Source organism: Hasllibacter sp. MH4015, from assembly GCF_020177575.1.
GTDB lineage: Bacteria > Pseudomonadota > Alphaproteobacteria > Rhodobacterales > Rhodobacteraceae > Gymnodinialimonas.
The window spans coordinates 586,175-602,583 of record NZ_JAHTBK010000001.1 but is presented as its reverse complement, the minus strand read 5'-3'; the positions used below and the strand labels follow the sequence as shown (position 1 = coordinate 602,583).

Sequence of the window (16,409 nt, the reverse complement as noted above, 5' to 3'; positions counted from 1 at the left end):
CCTCGCCCGGTAAAAGGCGCGTCTCTACCCGAATTTGCGCGAGCGCGGCCCAAGCCGCCCGCCCCGACCCGAACAGGAGCCTGACCCATGGCGAAGCCGACCACCATCAAGATCCGCCTCAACTCGTCCGCAGGCACGGGTCATTTCTACGTGACCAAGAAAAACGCGCGCACGATGACCGAGAAGATGGTCGTACGAAAGTACGATCCCGTGGCGCGCAAGCATGTCGAATACAAGGAAGGCAAGATCAAGTAAGATCGCCGATCCAAAGACCGACAGAAGGGCCGCGCCGAGCAATCGACGCGGCCTTTTTCTTTGCCCAACCGGCATCCTTCGGGCGGGCGACACATGGCGAAGACGGAGGATAGAGCCATGGTGGAAGATATCGTGATACGGACGACGAACAGCGCGGATCTGCCCGCGATCGACGCGCTTCTGGGCGCAAGCTACCCGGTTCTGTTGAAACCCGATTACCCGCCGTCGGTCCTTGTCACCTGCCTGCCGCTGATCACCCGCGCGCGCGCGGAATTGCTGCGTTGCGGCTCCTATTACGTGGCGCTCGACGGGGACGGTGCGGCCCTGGCCGCCGGCGGCTGGACCCACGGCGCGCCGCAGGGGGGCGTGGGCCCGCGTGACGTGGGCCATATCCGCCACGTCGTCACCCATCCCGGGGCCACCCGGCGCGGGCTCGCGCGCAAGATCCTGCAACGCAGCTTTGCCGCCGCGCGCAATTCCGGCGTGCGCTGGATGATGTGCCAATCCACCCGCACGGCAGAGCCGTTCTACGCCGCGATGGGCTTCCAGCGGCGCGGCGAGATCGAGGTGATGCTGCGCCCCGGTATCGGGTTTCCGGCGGTGGAGATGATCCGCCCGCTCTGATCCTCCACTGCGCCGCCCCCCCGGCGCCGCGCGGCCCTCTCCCCCCGCGCGGCGCCCCGTCTTCCATGTGCCGAAAATATCCCCGCCGAAGGCTCCCAGACCTGCCACAGGTGCCTAGCCCACAAAAGTGCGCGACGGGGCCAGGTGAGCGGGGCCGGGCGGACGGGGGCGGGCGGGTGGGCCGTTCGCCCGGCCCCGGCCCTACAGCTCCACCGCCTCCATCACCTCCGGATCAAGCACCCGCACATCCGGCAGCGCCGCCCTTAGGGGCTCCGCCGATTGCTCCAGCAGCGGGAAGGTCCTGTAATGGACCGGGATCACCGTCCGGAACCGGAACAATCTGGACGCCGCGTAGGCCGCTCGCTTCATATCCATGGTGAAATGCCCACCCGCGCACAGGATCCCGATCTCCGGCTCGTGCAGATCCTGCAACACGCCCATATCGGCCATCACGTCCGTGTCGCCGGAGACATAGATCGTCCGCCCCTCGCCCTCGATCATGTAGCCCACCGGATCGCCCGCATAGATCGTCCCGCCATCTTCCCCGAAAATCGCCGAGGAATGGCTGGCGGCCACCATGGTCACGGCGACATCGCCGATCCGGACCGTGCCGCCCTTGTTGAAGCCCACGACATTCAATCCATGCTGCTTTTCCCACATTTGCGCCAGATCGACGATCGCGTAGACAGGAACGCCGAGGTCCCTGGCCAGATCGGGCACCTCCTTGGCATGGTCGAAATGCCCGTGGGTCAGCACGATCGCCGTCGCCCCGTCCAGGGCCTCGTCCCGCCGCGCGTCGGGAAAGGCCGGGTTGCCTTGCAACCACGGGTCGATCAGCAACACCTCCCCGCCGATCTCCAACCGCACACTCGCATGGCCCAACCAGGTGTATTTCATCGCGCATCTCCCTGTTTCCGCACCCGACCAGCCTAACCGCCCGCCCCTGCCGCGCAACCATGCTTGAAGCCCCTGCCCCACGCGGCTAAACCCGGCCCGTTCTGTTTAAGGATGAACCACCCATGTCCATCGATACCGCAACCGCCGCCAAGGTCGCGAAACTGGCCCGGATCAAGGTCGAAGAAACCGCGCTTCCGGCCCTCGCCCACGAATTCAACGCGATCCTCGGGTTTATCGAACAGCTTGAGGAAGTGAACGTGGACAATGTGGAGCCGATGACCTCCGTTACGCCCATGCGCCTGCCCCGGCGCGAGGATGTAGTGACGGACGGCAACCAGGTGGCCAAGGTCCTGGCCAATGCGCCCGACGCGCGCGAAGGCTTCTTCGCAGTTCCGAAAGTGGTGGAGTGAGGCGCGCCCGGAAATCGATCCTGTGGATCGGTTTCAGCAATGAACGGGCGGAGCCCAGAGGTGTTTTGAAATGAACGAATTGAACAAACTCACGATTGCCGAAGCACGCGACGCGCTGCGCAAGGGGGACGTGACCTCGGCCGAGCTGACGCAGGCCTGCCTCGATGCCATCGACCGTGCCGACGCGCTGGGGGCCTTCGTCCACAAGACGCCCGAAATCGCGATCGAACGCGCCGGCGCCGCCGATGCGCGGATCAAGGGCGGGGACGCGCCCGATATATGCGGCATCCCGGTGGGCATAAAGGACCTCTTCTGCACCGAAGGTGTGGCCTCGCAAGCAGCCTCGAGAATCCTCGACGGCTTTACACCGCAATACGAATCCACCGTCTCCGGCAAGCTGCGCGACGCGGGCGCGGTGATGTTGGGCAAGCTGAACATGGACGAATTCGCCATGGGCTCGTCGAACGAGACCTCCGTCTACGGCAACGCGGTCAACCCGTGGCGCGCGGGCAACTCCGATGCGGGCCTGACGCCCGGCGGCTCCTCCGGCGGCTCGGCCACCGCCGTGGCGGCCGATCTGTGCATGGCCGCCACCGGCACGGACACCGGCGGCTCAATCCGCCAGCCCGCCGCCTTCACCGGCACCGTGGGGCTCAAACCCACCTACGGGCGCTGCTCCCGTTGGGGGATCGTGGCCTTTGCCTCGTCACTCGATCAAGCCGGACCGATGACGAAAACGGTGCGGGACGCCGCCATCATGGGCCGCGCGATGATGGGCCATGACGCGAAGGATTCGACCTCCGCCGATCTCGCCGTCCCGGATTTCGAGGCGATGCTGACTGGCGACATTCGTGGCAAGGTCATCGGCATTCCCCGCGAATACCGCATGGACGGGATGCCCGCCGAGATTGAGACGCTGTGGGCCGACGGCACCGCGATGCTGAAAGATGCGGGCGCGGAGATCCGGGATATCACCCTGCCCCACACGAAATACGCGCTTCCCGCCTATTACGTCATCGCGCCCGCCGAAGCCTCGTCCAACCTCGCGCGGTACGACGGTGTGCGCTTCGGCTACCGCGCCAAGATGGCGCCCGGCGATGGCATCACGGAGATGTACGAAAAGACCCGCGCCGAAGGGTTCGGGGCCGAAGTGCAGCGCCGCGTGATGATCGGCACCTACGTGCTGAGCGCCGGTTTCTACGACGCCTATTACAACCGCGCCCGCCGCGTGCGCGCGCTGATCGCACGGGATTTCGAGACGGTGTTCAACGATGGCATCGACGCGATCCTGACCCCCGCCACCCCGTCTGCGGCCTTCGAGTTGGGCAAGGAGGTCAGCGATCCGGTGGAGATGTACCTCAACGACGTCTTCACCGTGACCGTGAACCTCGCCGGCCTGCCCGGAATTGCCGTGCCGACCGGGCTGGACCGCAACGGACTGCCCCTCGGTCTACAACTGATCGGCAAGCCGTGGGAGGAAGGCGAGTTGCTGAACACCGCCTACGCCTTGGAACAGGCGGCGGGATTTGTGGAAAAACCCGGTAAATGGTGGTAATCTGCGCCTCAGGCAGGAAAATCGAGACTTTGTAATGGCTTACCCGCGTATTTTGTTACTCGTCCTTCTGGGCGTGACGGCCTGCGGGCCGGTCCCCAATGACGTGAACCCGCAACAGCAGGAGCTGGACCGGCTGGGGATCGATTCGCGCCGCATCGCCCTGAACGGAGAGATTTCGTCCACCACCCTGCCCGGCGCGGGCGCGGCCCCCGGTGCCGTCGGTGCCAATGGCCTGCCGGTGGAGGCGGGGGCCACGGGCGACGTGACCTTCCTCGATCCCAACAATATCGCGGGCATCGCAGAAGGCGCGATTGCGGAGGCCGAGGCCGCCGGACAGACCGGTGGCGTCTTCGACAATGTCCAGCCGCAGCAGGCCTCCGACGTGTTGCCGCCGCCTCTGATCCCCCGCGTGGCGGCCTTCGCCCTGCGCACGACCCATCTGCCCGGGCAGCAGCAATGGCGGCGCAATCCGTTCCGCCGCGACGGGCAGGATCTGTGCGCGCAATTCCCCAGCCGGGATCAGGCGCAGGACCGGTTCCTGGCCGATGGCGGGCCCGAACGTGATCCCAACGGCATGGACCCCGATGGCGACGGTTTCGTGTGCGGCTTCGATCCCAGCGCCCTCCGCGCAGAGGCCGCCGCCCCGGCGGAAAGCTTCGAAACCCTGCCCGCGATCGACGGGTAAATTCCCATGAAGAGTCCCAATTTCGGGGAGCGGCGCGATGGCCTGCGCCCCGAATTGGTCGTCCTGCACTACACCGCCATGGCCGATTGCGCCGCCGCCGCCCGCGCGCTGTGCGATCCGGCGCGCGAGGTGTCGGCACATTACCTGATCGGTCGGGACGGAGACGTGTTGGAGCTGGTCGCCCCCCAGATGCGCGCCTGGCACGCGGGCAAGGGCCAATGGCGCGGGCGCGGCGACGTCAATTCCCGCTCCATCGGGATCGAGTTGGACAATGACGGGCGCTCCCCCTTCTCAGAGCCACTGATGGCGGCGCTGGAGCCGCTTCTGGGCAAACTTCTGGAGGATTGGCACATCCCGCCCCACGGCGTGATCGCCCATTCCGACATGGCCCCGGGCCGCAAGATCGACCCCGGGCGGCGGTTCGACTGGAAGCGCCTGGCGCGGCAGGGGCTTGCCGTGTGGTCGGATGCCAGGGGGGCGGAGGCGGACAAGGCCGCGTTCCGCCGCGACGCAACCGCCTTCGGCTATGGCGCGATGGACGACGACCTGCTGCTGGAGGTGGTGCGGATGCGGTTTCGGCCCTGGGCAACGGGGCCGCTCGATGGAGAGGATTGCGCGTTGATGGCGGATCTGGCGCGGCGGTACGGGGTTGAACGGACGACGAAGGGCGCGTAGGTGCGGATCTGCGCGGAGGGCTGGATGGCCGCTGGGGCGCATTTCCTTGGGTCGCGGGATCACCGGACCCTTTCATTGGAACCTGATCGCACAGCGATCAGAACCCAATTGTCGGGTTCGGGGCGTTGTCCCGCGAACGTGGGAAAATCGCCCCAGAGGAAAGTCCGGACTCCCTGAAGTGATGGTGCCGGGTAACGCCCGGGCGGAGCGATCCGACGGACAGCGCCACAGAAAACAGACAGCCTTCGCGCCCCGCTTGCGGGACGCTGGGTAATGGTGAAACGGTGGGGTAAAGCCCACCGGGGCCCTGGCAACAGGGCTCGCATGGCAAGCCCCACCGGGGAGCAATGCCGAATAGGGACCGCATCATGGGGCGCTTCACCCCGCGGTCCGGGTTGGCAGCTAGAGCGGTCCGGCAACGGCCCGCCGAGAGGAATGGTCATCCATCCGGCGGGGAAACCCGCCGGGGGACAAAATCCGGCTTACAGGCCCTCCGCGCACAATTATTTCTTTCGTGGCGCGCCATGCGCGCGGGGGGCTTTGCCCCCGTCCTTGCGGACTCCCCCAGGATATTTTCGGCACATGGAAGACAGGCTCAATCGCGACGGGCGGCGAAGAAATCCTTGAGAAGGGCGGCGGCCTCGGCTTCCATGAGCCCAGCATATATTTCGGGGCGGTGATGGGCTTGGGGGTGGTCGAAGACGCGCGGGCCCTGGGCCACGCCGCCCGATTTTGGATCAGCGGCGGCGTAGTAGAGGCGATCAAGACGCGCCGCCGCGATGGCGCCCGCACAGGCGGGGCACGGCTCCAGCGTCACCCACAGATCGCAGCCGATCAGCCGCCCGGTGCCCAAGACGGCGCAGGCGGCGCGGATCGCCAGCATCTCCGCATGGGCGGTGGGGTCGTGGCATTCGCGCATCCGATTGCCCGCCCGCGCCAGAACTTGGCCATTGCGCGTGATCACCGCGCCCACCGGCACTTCTCCGCGCGCGGCAGCCGCACGCGCCTCCTCCATCGCGATGTCCATGAAGCTGGTGAATTGGGCCATGGCGCCTGTCAAAGCCGCTTTCCCCCGCGCTGTCAAACTTGTAGCGAGGGGGCATGGTCGACGGTGAACGCATTGCGAAACGATTGAGCCGGGCGGGCGTCGCCTCGCGCCGGGAGGCGGAGCGCATGATCGAAGCGGGCCGCGTCAAGGTGAACGGCAAACGCATCGACAGCCCCGCCCTGAACGTGACCGACGCGGACGCGATCGAGGTCGACGATGCCCCCCTCCCCGAAATCCAGCGCCCGCGTCTGTGGCTGTATCACAAGCCCAGCGGGCTGGTGACGACCACGTCCGACGAAAAGGGGCGCGACACGGTCTTCGCCTCCCTGCCCGCCGAATTGCCAAGGGTGATGAGCGTCGGGCGGCTCGACATCAATTCCGAAGGCCTGCTTCTGCTGACCAACGATGGCGGGTTGAAACGCAAGTTGGAACTGCCCTCGACCGGGTGGCTGCGCAAGTACCGCGTGCGGATCAAGGGCGCCCCCAAGGACACGGATTTCGCCCCCCTGCGCCGCGGCATCGTGGCCGAGGGGGAGCGGTTTCAGCCGATGGAGGTGGTGCTGGACCGCCAGCAGGGTGCGAATGCCTGGATCACCGTGGGCCTGCGCGAGGGCAAGAACCGAGAGATCCGGCGCGCCATGGCGGAGATCGGGTTCGACGTGAACCGGCTTTTGCGGATTTCCTACGGGCCGTTCCGGCTTGGCCAGTTGAAGGCGGGCGAGGTGGAAGAGGTTCGCCCGCGCGTGCTGCGCGATCAATTGGGGCTGGAGGCCGCGACGGAGGGCCACGCAACGGCGAAGGCCAAGCCCACGCGCAAGAAGCGCCCGTTCGGCACGAAAGGTTGTGGAAAAGCGGCGGACGGCAAGCCCGGTGGCGCTAAGCCCCCGGCCCGTCCTCGTCCCCCTCGTCGAGGCTGAAGCGCTCGATCACGGGCGCTTGCGACATGAAGACCACGAACAGGAACGCGGGCAAAACGAACGTCTCGAACGTGACCCAGAAGCGGTCCGATTGCGTGCGCCAGATCACCTCATTCGCGATCGCCATGGCCACGAAGGCAAGCGCGAGGCGTTTCGTCATGATCATCCAGCCCTCGTCGGCCATGGGCAGGCGATCCCCCATCAGGTATTTCAGTCCGCTCTTGCCCCGCATCAGTCCGATCCCCAGCATCGCGGCGAAGAAGGCGTAGACGATGGTCGTCTTCATCTTGAAGAAGGCGTCATTGTTGAACCACACCGTCAGCGCGCCGAAGAACACCACAAGGATCGCGGTAAATATCTGGATGCGAGAGATCTTTCCGGTCAGCTTCCACAAGATCGCGGTGGAGGCGAGCAGGATCGGGACGAAGACGGCGGTGGCGATGATGAACCCGTCATAGGCGGTGCCGCCCACGGTGATGCTGGTATCCTCCAGCCTCAGATAGGCGATGAAGAACAGGATCGGCGGCCCGAGTTCGAGGGCGTTTTTCAGCCAGGGATTGATCTCTCGTTCGTCGGCCATCTGCCCTCCTATCCGCCTGCCTCAACTATCACCGCACCCGCCGCGATCAAGCCCATAAGGGCCGTGCGCACCGGGCCGACGCTTTCCTTGAGGAAGAGCCACCCGATCAGCGCGGCGAAGACGGTGGAGGTTTCGCGCAGCACCGCCGCCTCCCCCACCTGGTCGAGGCGCGTGGCGAGCATGACCGATCCGAAGGAAAACGGCGCGATCAGGCCGCCCGCCAGACCACGGAGCGCCAATGGTCCAAGGGGCGGCCTTGCCCCCATCCGCAGATAGAAGCGCAGGGCGAGGAGGGGGAAGAGAAGGCCGTCGATGAAAAAGAACCAGGCCAAGAACGTGAAGGGATCGGCGGTGGCGCGGATGCCGTAGGCGTCGAACGTGGTATAGAGCGCGACGAAAAGGCCCGTGAGAACCGCGAAGCCAAGGGCCGGGATCAGCGTGTCGCGCGCCACCGTGATCTTCGCCATGTTGTAGGCGGCCAGGCCGTAAAGCCCCGCCAGGAGGACTGCGACCCCGATCCACTGCACGGCGTTGAACGTCTCCCCGAACAACAGCCACGCGCCGAAGATGGTGAATAGCGGCCCGGTGCCACGCATCACGGGGTAGACGACGGTATATGCGCCGCGCCGGAACGCACTGAGGACCGCCCATTTGTAAGGGACGTGAATCAGGAAGACCCCGATGAAGATCGGCCACATATGCGGCTCGGGCCAAGGGACGACAAAAAACGCGAAGGGGGCGGCGATCACGCAATAGACGATGTCGATGGCACCGCGCGCCAGAAGCGGGTCATGGCGGCCCTTTTGCAAGGCGCCGAAGACGGCGTGGAGGAAGGCCGCCAGCAGGGCGAGCGCAAGGGCCACCTGCGCGCCCTGGGCCGTGCCTTCGATGCTCTGGATCCATTCGCTCATCGCGCGTCGTTATCCACAGGGGCTGTGGATAGGGGTCATGAACGATCAACTCCAACCAGGGCATCGGCAAAATCTTCAGGGTCGAAAGGTTGCAGATCGTCAATCTGCTCTCCGACGCCGATCGCGTGAATGGGCAGGCCGAACTTGTCGGCCAGGGCCACGAGCACGCCACCCTTCGCCGTGCCATCCAACTTGGTCATCACAAGGCCCGAGACATCGGCCATCTTGCCGAACAGCTCCACCTGGCTCAGCGCGTTCTGGCCCGTGGTCGCGTCGAGGACCAGAAGCGTGTTGTGCGGCGCGTCGGGGTCTTTTTTGCGGATCACGCGGACGATCTTGGCCAGCTCCTCCATCAAATCGGCGCGGTTCTGCAAGCGGCCCGCCGTGTCGATCATCAGAAGGTCCGCGCCATCGGCCTCGGACCGGACCATGGCGTCATAGGCGAGCGCGGCGGGGTCCGAGCCTTCGGGCGCGGTCAGGACCGGCACACCGGCCCGGTCGCCCCAGACCTGAAGCTGTTCGACCGCCGCCGCACGGAACGTGTCGCCCGCCGCGATCACCACTTTCTTGCCCGCCGCGCGGAACTGGCTGGCGAGTTTGCCGATGGTGGTCGTCTTGCCCGACCCGTTGACGCCCACGACCAGAACCACTTGCGGTGTCTTGGGGTAAATCGGCAGCGGGCGGGCCACGGGTTCCATCACGCGGGTAATTTCTTCTGCCAGCAAGCTCTTGATTTCACTGGCGGACATCAGCTTGCCATAGCGCCCCTCGGCCATGTTGGCGGTGACGCGCAGCGCGATGTCGACGCCCATGTCGGAGGTGATCAGAAGTTCCTCCAACTGCTCCAGCATGTCATCATCCAGCGCCCGGCGCGGCTCTGCCGTGCGGCCCATCAGGCGGCCAAGCAGGCCGGGTTTGGCTGGGGTCGGGGCGGGGGCCGGTTCGGGGGCGGGCGTCGGCTCGGGCGCAGGGGCCGGTTCAGGCGCCGGTGCCGCAACAACCTCAGGCTCAGGCTCAGGCTCAGGCTCAGGCTCAGGCTCAGGCTCAGGAAGGACTTCCTCGGCAGGGGCGCGGACCGCAACCGGTTCTGGTTCCGCCATCACCTCCCGCTCGGGCTCGGCAACCGCCTCGGCCTCCAGCTCCGGCGTCAAGAGCCCCTGATCGTCCGACGCCTCCTCCACCGCGCCCTCTTCGATGATCGCATCCAATCCCTCGTCCAGCTTGGACGACGATTTGAACATCCGATCCTTCAATTTCCGGAAAAAGGACATGGGCGATCTTCCCTCAGCTAGCCTTCACCCCACCTAAACCCTGCACGGGCCCTTGGAAAGAGGGGCGCGGCGCGCCATTCTTTCGCCAGAATGCCCATGTATTCGCGCAGCGACCGCGCCATGAGTGAAGGACCAGACCCGGATGCCGATACCCGTCATCGCCCGCTATGCCATCGTGACGATCGTTCCGATGTTCCTGCTGATCCTGGCGGGCACGGCGTGGGGTGGCTTTGCCTATATTGCACTGGCCTGGCTGACCGTGATCGCCGCTGTGGCAGACCGGTTGCTCGACCGGCCCACGACCCCCCCGGTGGAGGAGGAGACGCTGCCATGGTCCGACGTCCTGTCCATCGCACTCGCCGTGGGCCACGTCCTGGTGCTGGTCGCCGCGCTCAAGGGCCTGACCTCCGGCGCGCTCAGCTTCTGGCAGGCCGTGGCCTACCTCTTTGCCACCGCATCGTTTTTCGGGCAGGTCAGCCATCCCAACGCCCATGAGCTGATCCACCGCCGCCCCGTCGCGATGCGCTGGCTGGGGGCGGCTGTCTATACCTCCGTCGGGTTCGGGCATCACGTCTCCGCCCACCGGCTGGTTCACCACCGCAATGTGGGGACAGAGGAAGATCCGAACACCCCCCTTCCCGGCGAGAGCTTCTGGGATTACCTGCCCCGCGCCTGGCGCGGCTCGTTCGAGGCCGGGCTGGCCGCCGAGATGGAGAAGCTGGAGCGGAAGGATCGCCCCTACACCCATATCACCAACCCCTACTGGGTCTGGGTCGGGGGGGCTGTCGTGTCCCTGATCCTCAGCATCATTGTCGCCGGGATTGGCGGCGCGCTGGTGCTGATTGCCCTTGGTGCGCTGACGGGCTTGCAAATCCTGATGTCGGATTACGTGCAGCATTACGGGTTGCAGCGGCTGATCCTGCCCAACGGGCGTCTGGAACCGGTGGCCCCGCACCACAGCTGGAATGCACCGCGCGGATTTTCGAGCTATCTGATGATGAACGCGCCCGCCCATTCGGAACATCACATGCATCCCGACCGCCCCTATGAGCGGTTGGATTCCCAAGCCACCGTGCCGGTTCTGCCCTATTCCATGCCCGTGATGGCAATGATCGCGATGATCCCCGCCGCCTGGCACCGCATGATGGACCGCCGCGCATTGAAGGTGATGGAGGCCGCAGAGGAGATGCGCCGCAACAGCCCGCCCGCGCCCGACGTGACCCCCCGCCGCCCCGGTGCCGTGCGTGCCGCCGCCCGGGTACAGCCGCAACAGGCCCCCGAGGACGTTCCCGCCGTTCTTGCCGCCGCTGCGGCGGCCGCCGCCGAAGGTGCCGACGTCGTGCCGATGCCGTCCCGCACGGAAACCGCGCCTCAGAAGGCGGAACCAGACCAAGCACCAGAGGAACCCGCAACGGAAGCGGAGCCAACATTGCAGGAGCCGCAAGCCTCCGCCCCGGAGCCGGAACGGGACGCAGATGTGGCGACGATGTCCGAGCCGTTGGACGAGGATGAAGAAACAGCGCAGATGCGCGCCGCGATCCGGGCTGCCACACGTTGACGCGCCGGCTCAGGACGTGATCGACACGCCCCTGCGCCCGGCCAGATCGGTGAAGAATTGCCATGCCACCCGGCCCGACCGGGAGCCGCGTGTGGCCTGCCATTCCACGGCCTCCGCCCGCAATTCTTCGGCGCCGATCTCCACTCCGTAGGCATCGCAATAGCCCCGGATCATCGCCAGGTAAGCGTCCTGATCACAGGCGTGGAACCCGAGCCATAGCCCGAACCGGTCCGAGAGGGAGACCTTTTCTTCCACGGCCTCCGATGGGTTGATCGCCGATCCGCGCTCATTCTCGATCATGTCGCGCGGCATCAGGTGGCGGCGGTTCGAGGTGGCATATAGGATCACGTTGTCCGGTCGGCCCGAAACGCCCCCATCCAGCACCGCCTTGAGCGACTTGTAATGGGTGTCATCGTGGGAAAACGAGAGGTCATCGCAGAACAGGATCACGCGCGTGTCGGTGGCGCGCAGATGGGCCAGCAGCCGACCGATGCTCGGCAAGTCTTCGCGCTGGATCTCCACAAGTTTCAGGCCGCTCACCTCGTCGGACACGGCCCCGTGGACCGCCTTGACGAGCGAGGATTTCCCCATCCCCCGCGCGCCCCAAAGCAGCGCGTTGTTCGCGGGCAGGCCCCGGGCGAATTGCAGCGTATTGGCCATCAACGTGTCCCGCGCCCGGTCGATCCCGCGCAGCAGGTCGAGCGGCACGCGGTTCACCTGCGCGATCGGCTCCAGATGGTCGGGATCGGTGTTCCAGACGAACGCCTCCGCCGCCGACCAATCGGGTGCGGGCGCAGGCGGCGGGCGCAGGCGTTCCAGCGCCTCGGCAATGCGGATCAGGGGGTCTTGTGCAGCGCGCTTGTCCACGCCCTACAGCTCCTCACCTTCGTCGAGGATGCCTTCGGCGCGCAGGCGGCGGTTGCGCTGCGCCTCCACCATGCGGACCAGCTGGATGGAAATCTCGTACAGGCCATAGACCACGGTGAAAAGGATGACTTGCGTGATGACATCGGGCGGCGTGACCAGGGCGGCCAGCGTCAGGATGCCGACCACGGCCCATTTCCGCACATCCCCCAGCCCCCGCGCCGTCACCAGCCCGGCCTTGCCCATCAGGGTCAGAAGGACGGGCAACTGGAAGCACAGGCCAAAGGCGAAGATGAATTTCAACGCCAGGTCGAGGGATTCCTTGACCGAACCCAGGAACACCGTCTGCAACTCCGCATCAGAATTCGGGTTCTCGAACGTGCCATCGCCCGCGATCAGGTTGGCCAGGGCCGGGATCGCGTCGGAGAACCCGATGAAGAAGTTCATCGCCAGCGGCGTCACCACGTAATGGGCAAAAGATGCGCCGATCAGGAACAGGACGGGCGAGGCGACGAGAAACGGCAGGATCGCGTTCTTCTCGGACTTGTAGAGACCGGGCGCCACGAAGCGCCACAATTGATGCGCGATCACCGGGAAGGCGAGCGCGAAACCCATGATGATGGAGATCCGGATCAGGACGAAAAACTTCTCCTGCGGGGCGGTGAAGATCAGCCGCGCATCCTCGCCCCGGTCTCGCAACACATTGGCCAGCGGTTGCGAAATGAAGTTCAGGATCGGCTCGGCCACCGTGAACATCGCGATCATGCAGATGATGAAGGCCAGGACCGACCGGATCAGGCGCGTGCGCAATTCCGCGAGGTGTTCCACGAGCGGCGCGGCGCTGTCCTCCAGCCCATCCTCTTCGGGCAGGGCATCGGTCTGGCTGTCGGCCTGGGTCATGACCGCTCCGCCTGGCGTTCGGGGGCTGGCTCTCCGGATGCGGGCTCCGGGGCCGGCGCGGGCGCTTCCACGGCGGCGGGTCCGGGATCGGCGGATGCCGGGGTCTCTTCGGGCTCACCGCTGATCTCCGCGGCCTCCGCATCTCGGGCAGCCCGCGCGGCGCGCATCTCCGCGGCACGGGCGCGCGCCTCGGCCTGGGAGACTGCTTTCTTCTCGGCGATGATGCGGGTCTCGGACCCTTCCTCGAACTTCGTTGGGTCGATGTCGTCCAACACATCGCCCATCATATCCTTGGCCATGGCCTTGGGGTTGGTGAACTTGCCCGCCGCGCGCAGATCGCGGTTCAGATCGCTCATGCCCGTCTCGTTCGCGGCGTCGTTCATCGCGTTGGAGAAATCCTTGGCCATCGCCCGCACCCGGCCCGTCATCTGCCCCAGCTTCTGGAACAGTTTCGGCAGGTCTTTGGGACCGACGACGATCAACGCCACGATCCCGATCACCATCAGTTCCATCCAGCCGATATCAGGCATACGCCGAACGCCCCTTGCCGTCGTTATCCGTGGGCTCAGGCGTTGTCGCGCTCGGTCCGCTCTTCCGGCGTGACATCGCGCGCATCAGCCACGTCGGCGGCCGTGCCATCCTCGATCTCGCCATCGGGCTGCTTGACGCCATTCTTGAAGGCCGTGATGCCTTTGCCGACTTCCCCCATAAGGCCCGCGATCTTGCCCCGGCCAAACAGCACAAGGACGACGACCGCGATCAGGATAAGACCGGCTGGTCCGATATTGTTGAGCATGTTGTTCTCCCTCCGGTGTGCCGCGCGTCTGGACGTGCGCGGCCCCGTTCATTCATTCCAGATGCATAGGTATGGTCTTGGACGCCCGGATCAAAGCCCAAAAACGCAAAACAATCGGTTCAGGCGGCGTTTGCGAACACAAAACAGCGATCCCGACGGATCGTCAGCCACAGGGGCGTGCCCGGTTCGGGCAGAAACACGGCAGGCACCGTGGCCTTCAACGTGCCGCCGTCAAAATCCATCTGGAACTCCACCAGGCTCTCGTGGCCCATGAAACGCGCGCGTTTGACCACGCCGCGCGCGGGAACACCGTCGATGGGGGTCGGGTTCGGGCCGCGCCCGCCCCGGTCGAAGTCGATCTTGACGTGCTGGGGGCGGAACACGATGTCGACCGGTGTTCCGTCCGGCACGCCGGGCGCAAGGAACTGGCCGAATGCGGTTTCCGTCAACGCGCCGTGAACTTCGCCTCGTATCACATTGACATCACTGAAAAACGCTGCCGCATCCTTGTCACATGGCGCGTGGTAGATGTTGTAGGGCGCGCCGACCTGCACCACCCCGCCATCGCGCATCAGGGCGATCTGGTCGGCCATGCGCATCGCCTCTTCCGGCTCGTGCGTGACAAGGACGACCGCGGTGCCCTCCTCCTTCAAAAGCGCCAGCGTTTCATCGCGGATGCCGTCGCGCAGCCGGTTGTCGAGGCCGGAAAACGGCTCGTCCATCAGCATGATCCGAGGACGCGGCGCCAGCGCACGGGCCAGCGCGACACGCTGTTGCTCCCCACCCGACAGCATGTGCGGCGGCGTGTCGCCGTAGCCCTTCAAATCCACCCGGTCGAGCAATTCGTTCACCCGTGCCGCAACCTCCGCCTTCGATCCGCGCAGGCCGAACCCGATGTTCTGCGCAACGCTCAGATGCGGAAACAAGGCGAAATCCTGGAAAATCAGGCCGATTCCCCGCGCCTCGGGGGCGACATGGATACCGTCATCCGACAGAACCTCGCCATCGGCACGGATCACGCCCCGGCTGCGCCGCTCGATCCCCGCAATCAGGCGCAGGGTCGTGGATTTGCCACAACCCGAGGGGCCCAGAAGGCACAGGACTTCCCCCGCGCGCACCGTCAGGTCGACACCGCACAACACCTCCCGCCCATCGAAATGGCAGCAGACATGGTCAAGCTGAAGGCGGGGGGGCGCGGCGGACAAGGGGCGTACCTGATCGTTTCAATCGGATTAGGGAGGTAACAGGTTCACGCCGTTGGGCCAAGATCGAAGTCGAGCGTCGCGCGCACCACGCCATTGACCATCAGCGACAGGCGATGCGGCCCCGGAACCAGCGCATAGGTCGTCGCATCGCCCTTGAACACTTGGGTTTTCTTCAGCTGCAGCGGCCTGTCCGACCTGACCGTCCCCTGCTTGACCTTGAAGACCTTGTCGCTGACGGCCCCCGACGGGCGAGTGAACCGGATCGCGTAATCTACCAGAACCGGCGTGTCGTCGGGGGCCGACAGCACGATCTCCACTGCCACCTTGTCCCCGATCTTCGGCGCGCCGGGAATGATCGTCAGCCTGTCCACCCGCACCTCCGCATCCGCGGCGAAGCCAAGCATCGCCATCGCCCGCGGTTCCCCCTGCTTTATCAGGGTGCGCAGGGCGTGGTTGGTCATCCAATCCAGCTCCTTCGCGTCCTGCCGCCCCGCGCTGCGCCACCCCGCCAGGGTCTCCAGCACCGTGTCCGGGTCCACGCGGCTGATGTCATTGAGGTGATTGGCCACGGACCGGGTGACGAACCGCGTCGGGTCGGCATGGAGCCGGTCGAGCAGCGGCAGAGGCACCAAGGGCGCGATGTCGATGTTCTTTGCCCAGGGCAGGCGGGGGCGCGTGCCCTCGCTGACCAGCCGACGCACGTGGTAGTTTTCGTGATCGGCCCAATGCGACAGGCGCGCCAACGTCTCCTCCGGCCAACGATTGATGAAGGGACGGATGTAGAATTCCATGCTGAACCGCTGCGTGGCCTGTTCCAGCAGGTCCAGCGCGCGGTCCCGGTGATCCTCAAGGCCGTGGCGCACGGCCAGAATGCCCGGAACCGCATGGATGAACTGGCCGAAATCGTCGTCCCGCCGGGCCGGATCCAGCCGCGCGGGCATCGCCAATTCCATCTGGTCGGCCATGGTCGGGAAGTCGCTTGCCAGATAAGGCTCCAGACAGTCTGCGATCCAGTCCAGTCGCTGCAACAGCTCACGCTCGGGAAAACCGTTCAGCACCGCAGCCGAAAATGCGGCCGCATCGAAGCCGGGCAGGACCGCGTACTCCCCTGCCAACTGCTCAATGGTCTCCGCATTGAACAAATGGTCTTTCAACGAGAAGCGCTCTGCCATAGGCGTCCTTCGCAGGATCTGCTGGTTAAAATTCGGTTAAGAAAAATCGGAAAATCATCTCCCGCCAGATACTTAACCCCCGGTTG

General features: G+C 65.7%; 19 protein-coding genes and 1 other RNA gene. 9 read left to right on the top strand and 11 right to left on the bottom strand.

Going from position 1 to position 16,409, the window contains the following annotated elements; all coding sequences use genetic code 11:
* Positions 1–87: 87 nt before the first annotated feature.
* Together rpmG and KUW62_RS03285 are read left to right on the top strand one after the other, a co-directional pair.
* Complete coding sequence (gene rpmG / locus KUW62_RS03290) at positions 88–255, top strand: 50S ribosomal protein L33 (protein WP_011454349.1); 168 nt, start codon at positions 88–90, stop codon at positions 253–255.
* 93 nt (positions 256–348) lie between these two features.
* Entirely contained in the window at positions 349–879 is a 531-nt protein-coding gene (locus KUW62_RS03285; RefSeq protein WP_224814091.1) for a GNAT family N-acetyltransferase, read from the top strand.
* 201 nt (positions 880–1,080) lie between these two features.
* Here KUW62_RS03285 and KUW62_RS03280 read toward each other — a convergent pair whose 3' ends face one another.
* Complete coding sequence (locus KUW62_RS03280) at positions 1,081–1,776, bottom strand: metal-dependent hydrolase (protein WP_224814090.1); 696 nt, start codon at positions 1,774–1,776, stop codon at positions 1,081–1,083.
* 122 nt (positions 1,777–1,898) lie between these two features.
* On the opposite strand from KUW62_RS03280, the gene gatC reads away from it, so the two are divergent.
* The 5 genes from gatC (at position 1,899) to rnpB (ending at position 5,602) form a co-directional block, all read left to right on the top strand.
* Positions 1,899–2,186, top strand: coding sequence for an Asp-tRNA(Asn)/Glu-tRNA(Gln) amidotransferase subunit GatC (gene gatC, locus KUW62_RS03275; protein ID WP_224814089.1), 288 nt, complete (start codon positions 1,899–1,901; stop codon positions 2,184–2,186).
* Positions 2,187–2,256: 70 nt separating this feature from the next.
* Positions 2,257–3,741: an Asp-tRNA(Asn)/Glu-tRNA(Gln) amidotransferase subunit GatA gene (gene gatA / locus KUW62_RS03270; RefSeq protein WP_224814088.1), complete on the top strand. Its 1,485-nt coding sequence runs from the start codon at positions 2,257–2,259 to the stop codon at positions 3,739–3,741.
* A 34-nt stretch (positions 3,742–3,775) separates the two neighbouring features.
* Entirely contained in the window at positions 3,776–4,426 is a 651-nt protein-coding gene (locus KUW62_RS03265) for a hypothetical protein (RefSeq protein ID WP_224814087.1), read from the top strand.
* A 6-nt stretch (positions 4,427–4,432) separates the two neighbouring features.
* Positions 4,433–5,101: an N-acetylmuramoyl-L-alanine amidase gene (locus tag KUW62_RS03260; protein ID WP_224814086.1), complete on the top strand. Its 669-nt coding sequence runs from the start codon at positions 4,433–4,435 to the stop codon at positions 5,099–5,101.
* 12 nt (positions 5,102–5,113) lie between these two features.
* Positions 5,114–5,602, top strand: an RNA gene (gene rnpB / locus KUW62_RS03255) — RNase P RNA component class A.
* 94 nt (positions 5,603–5,696) lie between these two features.
* Here rnpB and KUW62_RS03250 read toward each other — a convergent pair.
* The gene (locus KUW62_RS03250) at positions 5,697–6,149 is read right to left on the bottom strand and encodes a nucleoside deaminase (RefSeq protein ID WP_224814085.1); all 453 of its coding nucleotides are present in this window, start codon (positions 6,147–6,149) and stop codon (positions 5,697–5,699) included.
* Positions 6,150–6,202: 53 nt separating this feature from the next.
* Between KUW62_RS03250 and KUW62_RS03245 the strand changes: the two genes are divergently transcribed.
* Positions 6,203–7,066 carry a pseudouridine synthase gene (locus KUW62_RS03245; RefSeq protein WP_224814084.1) on the top strand — a complete coding sequence of 288 codons (864 nt, stop codon included), beginning with the start codon at positions 6,203–6,205 and terminating at the stop codon, positions 7,064–7,066.
* On the opposite strand, the gene KUW62_RS03240 is transcribed toward KUW62_RS03245, so the two are convergent.
* Genes KUW62_RS03240 through ftsY form a run of 3 tightly spaced genes read right to left on the bottom strand, consistent with a single transcriptional unit; the run spans position 7,026 to position 9,828 of the window.
* Positions 7,026–7,646, bottom strand: a complete 621-nt coding sequence (locus KUW62_RS03240) for an inner membrane-spanning protein YciB (protein WP_224814083.1) — start codon at positions 7,644–7,646, stop codon at positions 7,026–7,028. The two genes, KUW62_RS03245 and KUW62_RS03240, sit on opposite strands and share 41 nt — an antisense overlap.
* Positions 7,647–7,654: 8 nt before the next feature.
* Entirely contained in the window at positions 7,655–8,557 is a 903-nt protein-coding gene (locus KUW62_RS03235; protein WP_224814082.1) for an EamA family transporter, read from the bottom strand.
* 35 nt (positions 8,558–8,592) lie between these two features.
* Positions 8,593–9,828 (bottom strand): signal recognition particle-docking protein FtsY, encoded by a 1,236-nt coding sequence (gene ftsY / locus KUW62_RS03230; protein ID WP_224814081.1) that lies wholly within the window; start codon positions 9,826–9,828, stop codon positions 8,593–8,595.
* A 142-nt stretch (positions 9,829–9,970) separates the two neighbouring features.
* Here ftsY and KUW62_RS03225 point away from each other — a divergent pair, with 142 nt between their 5' ends.
* The gene (locus KUW62_RS03225; RefSeq protein WP_224814080.1) at positions 9,971–11,386 is read left to right on the top strand and encodes an alkane 1-monooxygenase; all 1,416 of its coding nucleotides are present in this window, start codon (positions 9,971–9,973) and stop codon (positions 11,384–11,386) included.
* 9 nt (positions 11,387–11,395) lie between these two features.
* On the opposite strand, the gene KUW62_RS03220 is transcribed toward KUW62_RS03225, so the two are convergent.
* The 6 genes from KUW62_RS03220 to KUW62_RS03195 all read right to left on the bottom strand — a co-directional run bounded on the left by KUW62_RS03220 (position 11,396) and on the right by KUW62_RS03195 (position 16,323).
* Positions 11,396–12,253, bottom strand: a complete 858-nt coding sequence (locus KUW62_RS03220) for an ATP-binding protein (RefSeq protein ID WP_224814079.1) — start codon at positions 12,251–12,253, stop codon at positions 11,396–11,398.
* Positions 12,254–12,256: 3 nt separating this feature from the next.
* Positions 12,257–13,150, bottom strand: coding sequence for a twin-arginine translocase subunit TatC (gene tatC / locus KUW62_RS03215; RefSeq protein WP_224814078.1), 894 nt, complete (start codon positions 13,148–13,150; stop codon positions 12,257–12,259).
* Positions 13,147–13,680: a Sec-independent protein translocase protein TatB gene (gene tatB / locus KUW62_RS03210; RefSeq protein WP_224814077.1), complete on the bottom strand. Its 534-nt coding sequence runs from the start codon at positions 13,678–13,680 to the stop codon at positions 13,147–13,149. The genes tatC and tatB overlap by 4 nt, the downstream gene beginning before the upstream one ends.
* Positions 13,681–13,715: 35 nt before the next feature.
* Positions 13,716–13,946, bottom strand: a complete 231-nt coding sequence (locus KUW62_RS03205) for a twin-arginine translocase TatA/TatE family subunit (protein WP_224814076.1) — start codon at positions 13,944–13,946, stop codon at positions 13,716–13,718.
* A gap of 119 nt (positions 13,947–14,065) precedes the next feature.
* The gene (locus KUW62_RS03200; RefSeq protein ID WP_224814075.1) at positions 14,066–15,151 is read right to left on the bottom strand and encodes an ABC transporter ATP-binding protein; all 1,086 of its coding nucleotides are present in this window, start codon (positions 15,149–15,151) and stop codon (positions 14,066–14,068) included.
* 44 nt (positions 15,152–15,195) lie between these two features.
* Entirely contained in the window at positions 15,196–16,323 is a 1,128-nt protein-coding gene (locus KUW62_RS03195; RefSeq protein WP_224814074.1) for a hypothetical protein, read from the bottom strand.
* Positions 16,324–16,409 lie beyond the last annotated feature (86 nt).

What these genes read in the sequence shown, in the direction of transcription:
- tatB (WP_224814077.1), bottom strand. Translation starts at nt 13,680, where the DNA reads ATGCCTGATATCGGCTGGATGGAACTGATGGTGATCGGGATCGTGGCG.
- KUW62_RS03260 (WP_224814086.1), top strand. Translation starts at nt 4,433, where the DNA reads ATGAAGAGTCCCAATTTCGGGGAGCGGCGCGATGGCCTGCGCCCCGAA.
- KUW62_RS03280 (WP_224814090.1), bottom strand. Translation starts at nt 1,776, where the DNA reads ATGAAATACACCTGGTTGGGCCATGCGAGTGTGCGGTTGGAGATCGGC.
- KUW62_RS03265 (WP_224814087.1), top strand. Translation starts at nt 3,776, where the DNA reads ATGGCTTACCCGCGTATTTTGTTACTCGTCCTTCTGGGCGTGACGGCC.
- KUW62_RS03205 (WP_224814076.1), bottom strand. Translation starts at nt 13,946, where the DNA reads ATGCTCAACAATATCGGACCAGCCGGTCTTATCCTGATCGCGGTCGTC.
- KUW62_RS03235 (WP_224814082.1), bottom strand. Translation starts at nt 8,557, where the DNA reads ATGAGCGAATGGATCCAGAGCATCGAAGGCACGGCCCAGGGCGCGCAG.
- KUW62_RS03240 (WP_224814083.1), bottom strand. Translation starts at nt 7,646, where the DNA reads ATGGCCGACGAACGAGAGATCAATCCCTGGCTGAAAAACGCCCTCGAA.
- rpmG (WP_011454349.1), top strand. Translation starts at nt 88, where the DNA reads ATGGCGAAGCCGACCACCATCAAGATCCGCCTCAACTCGTCCGCAGGC.
- KUW62_RS03225 (WP_224814080.1), top strand. Translation starts at nt 9,971, where the DNA reads ATGCCGATACCCGTCATCGCCCGCTATGCCATCGTGACGATCGTTCCG.
- KUW62_RS03195 (WP_224814074.1), bottom strand. Translation starts at nt 16,323, where the DNA reads ATGGCAGAGCGCTTCTCGTTGAAAGACCATTTGTTCAATGCGGAGACC.
- KUW62_RS03245 (WP_224814084.1), top strand. Translation starts at nt 6,203, where the DNA reads ATGGTCGACGGTGAACGCATTGCGAAACGATTGAGCCGGGCGGGCGTC.
- gatA (WP_224814088.1), top strand. Translation starts at nt 2,257, where the DNA reads ATGAACGAATTGAACAAACTCACGATTGCCGAAGCACGCGACGCGCTG.
- tatC (WP_224814078.1), bottom strand. Translation starts at nt 13,150, where the DNA reads ATGACCCAGGCCGACAGCCAGACCGATGCCCTGCCCGAAGAGGATGGG.
- KUW62_RS03285 (WP_224814091.1), top strand. Translation starts at nt 349, where the DNA reads ATGGCGAAGACGGAGGATAGAGCCATGGTGGAAGATATCGTGATACGG.
- KUW62_RS03250 (WP_224814085.1), bottom strand. Translation starts at nt 6,149, where the DNA reads ATGGCCCAATTCACCAGCTTCATGGACATCGCGATGGAGGAGGCGCGT.
- gatC (WP_224814089.1), top strand. Translation starts at nt 1,899, where the DNA reads ATGTCCATCGATACCGCAACCGCCGCCAAGGTCGCGAAACTGGCCCGG.
- ftsY (WP_224814081.1), bottom strand. Translation starts at nt 9,828, where the DNA reads ATGTCCTTTTTCCGGAAATTGAAGGATCGGATGTTCAAATCGTCGTCC.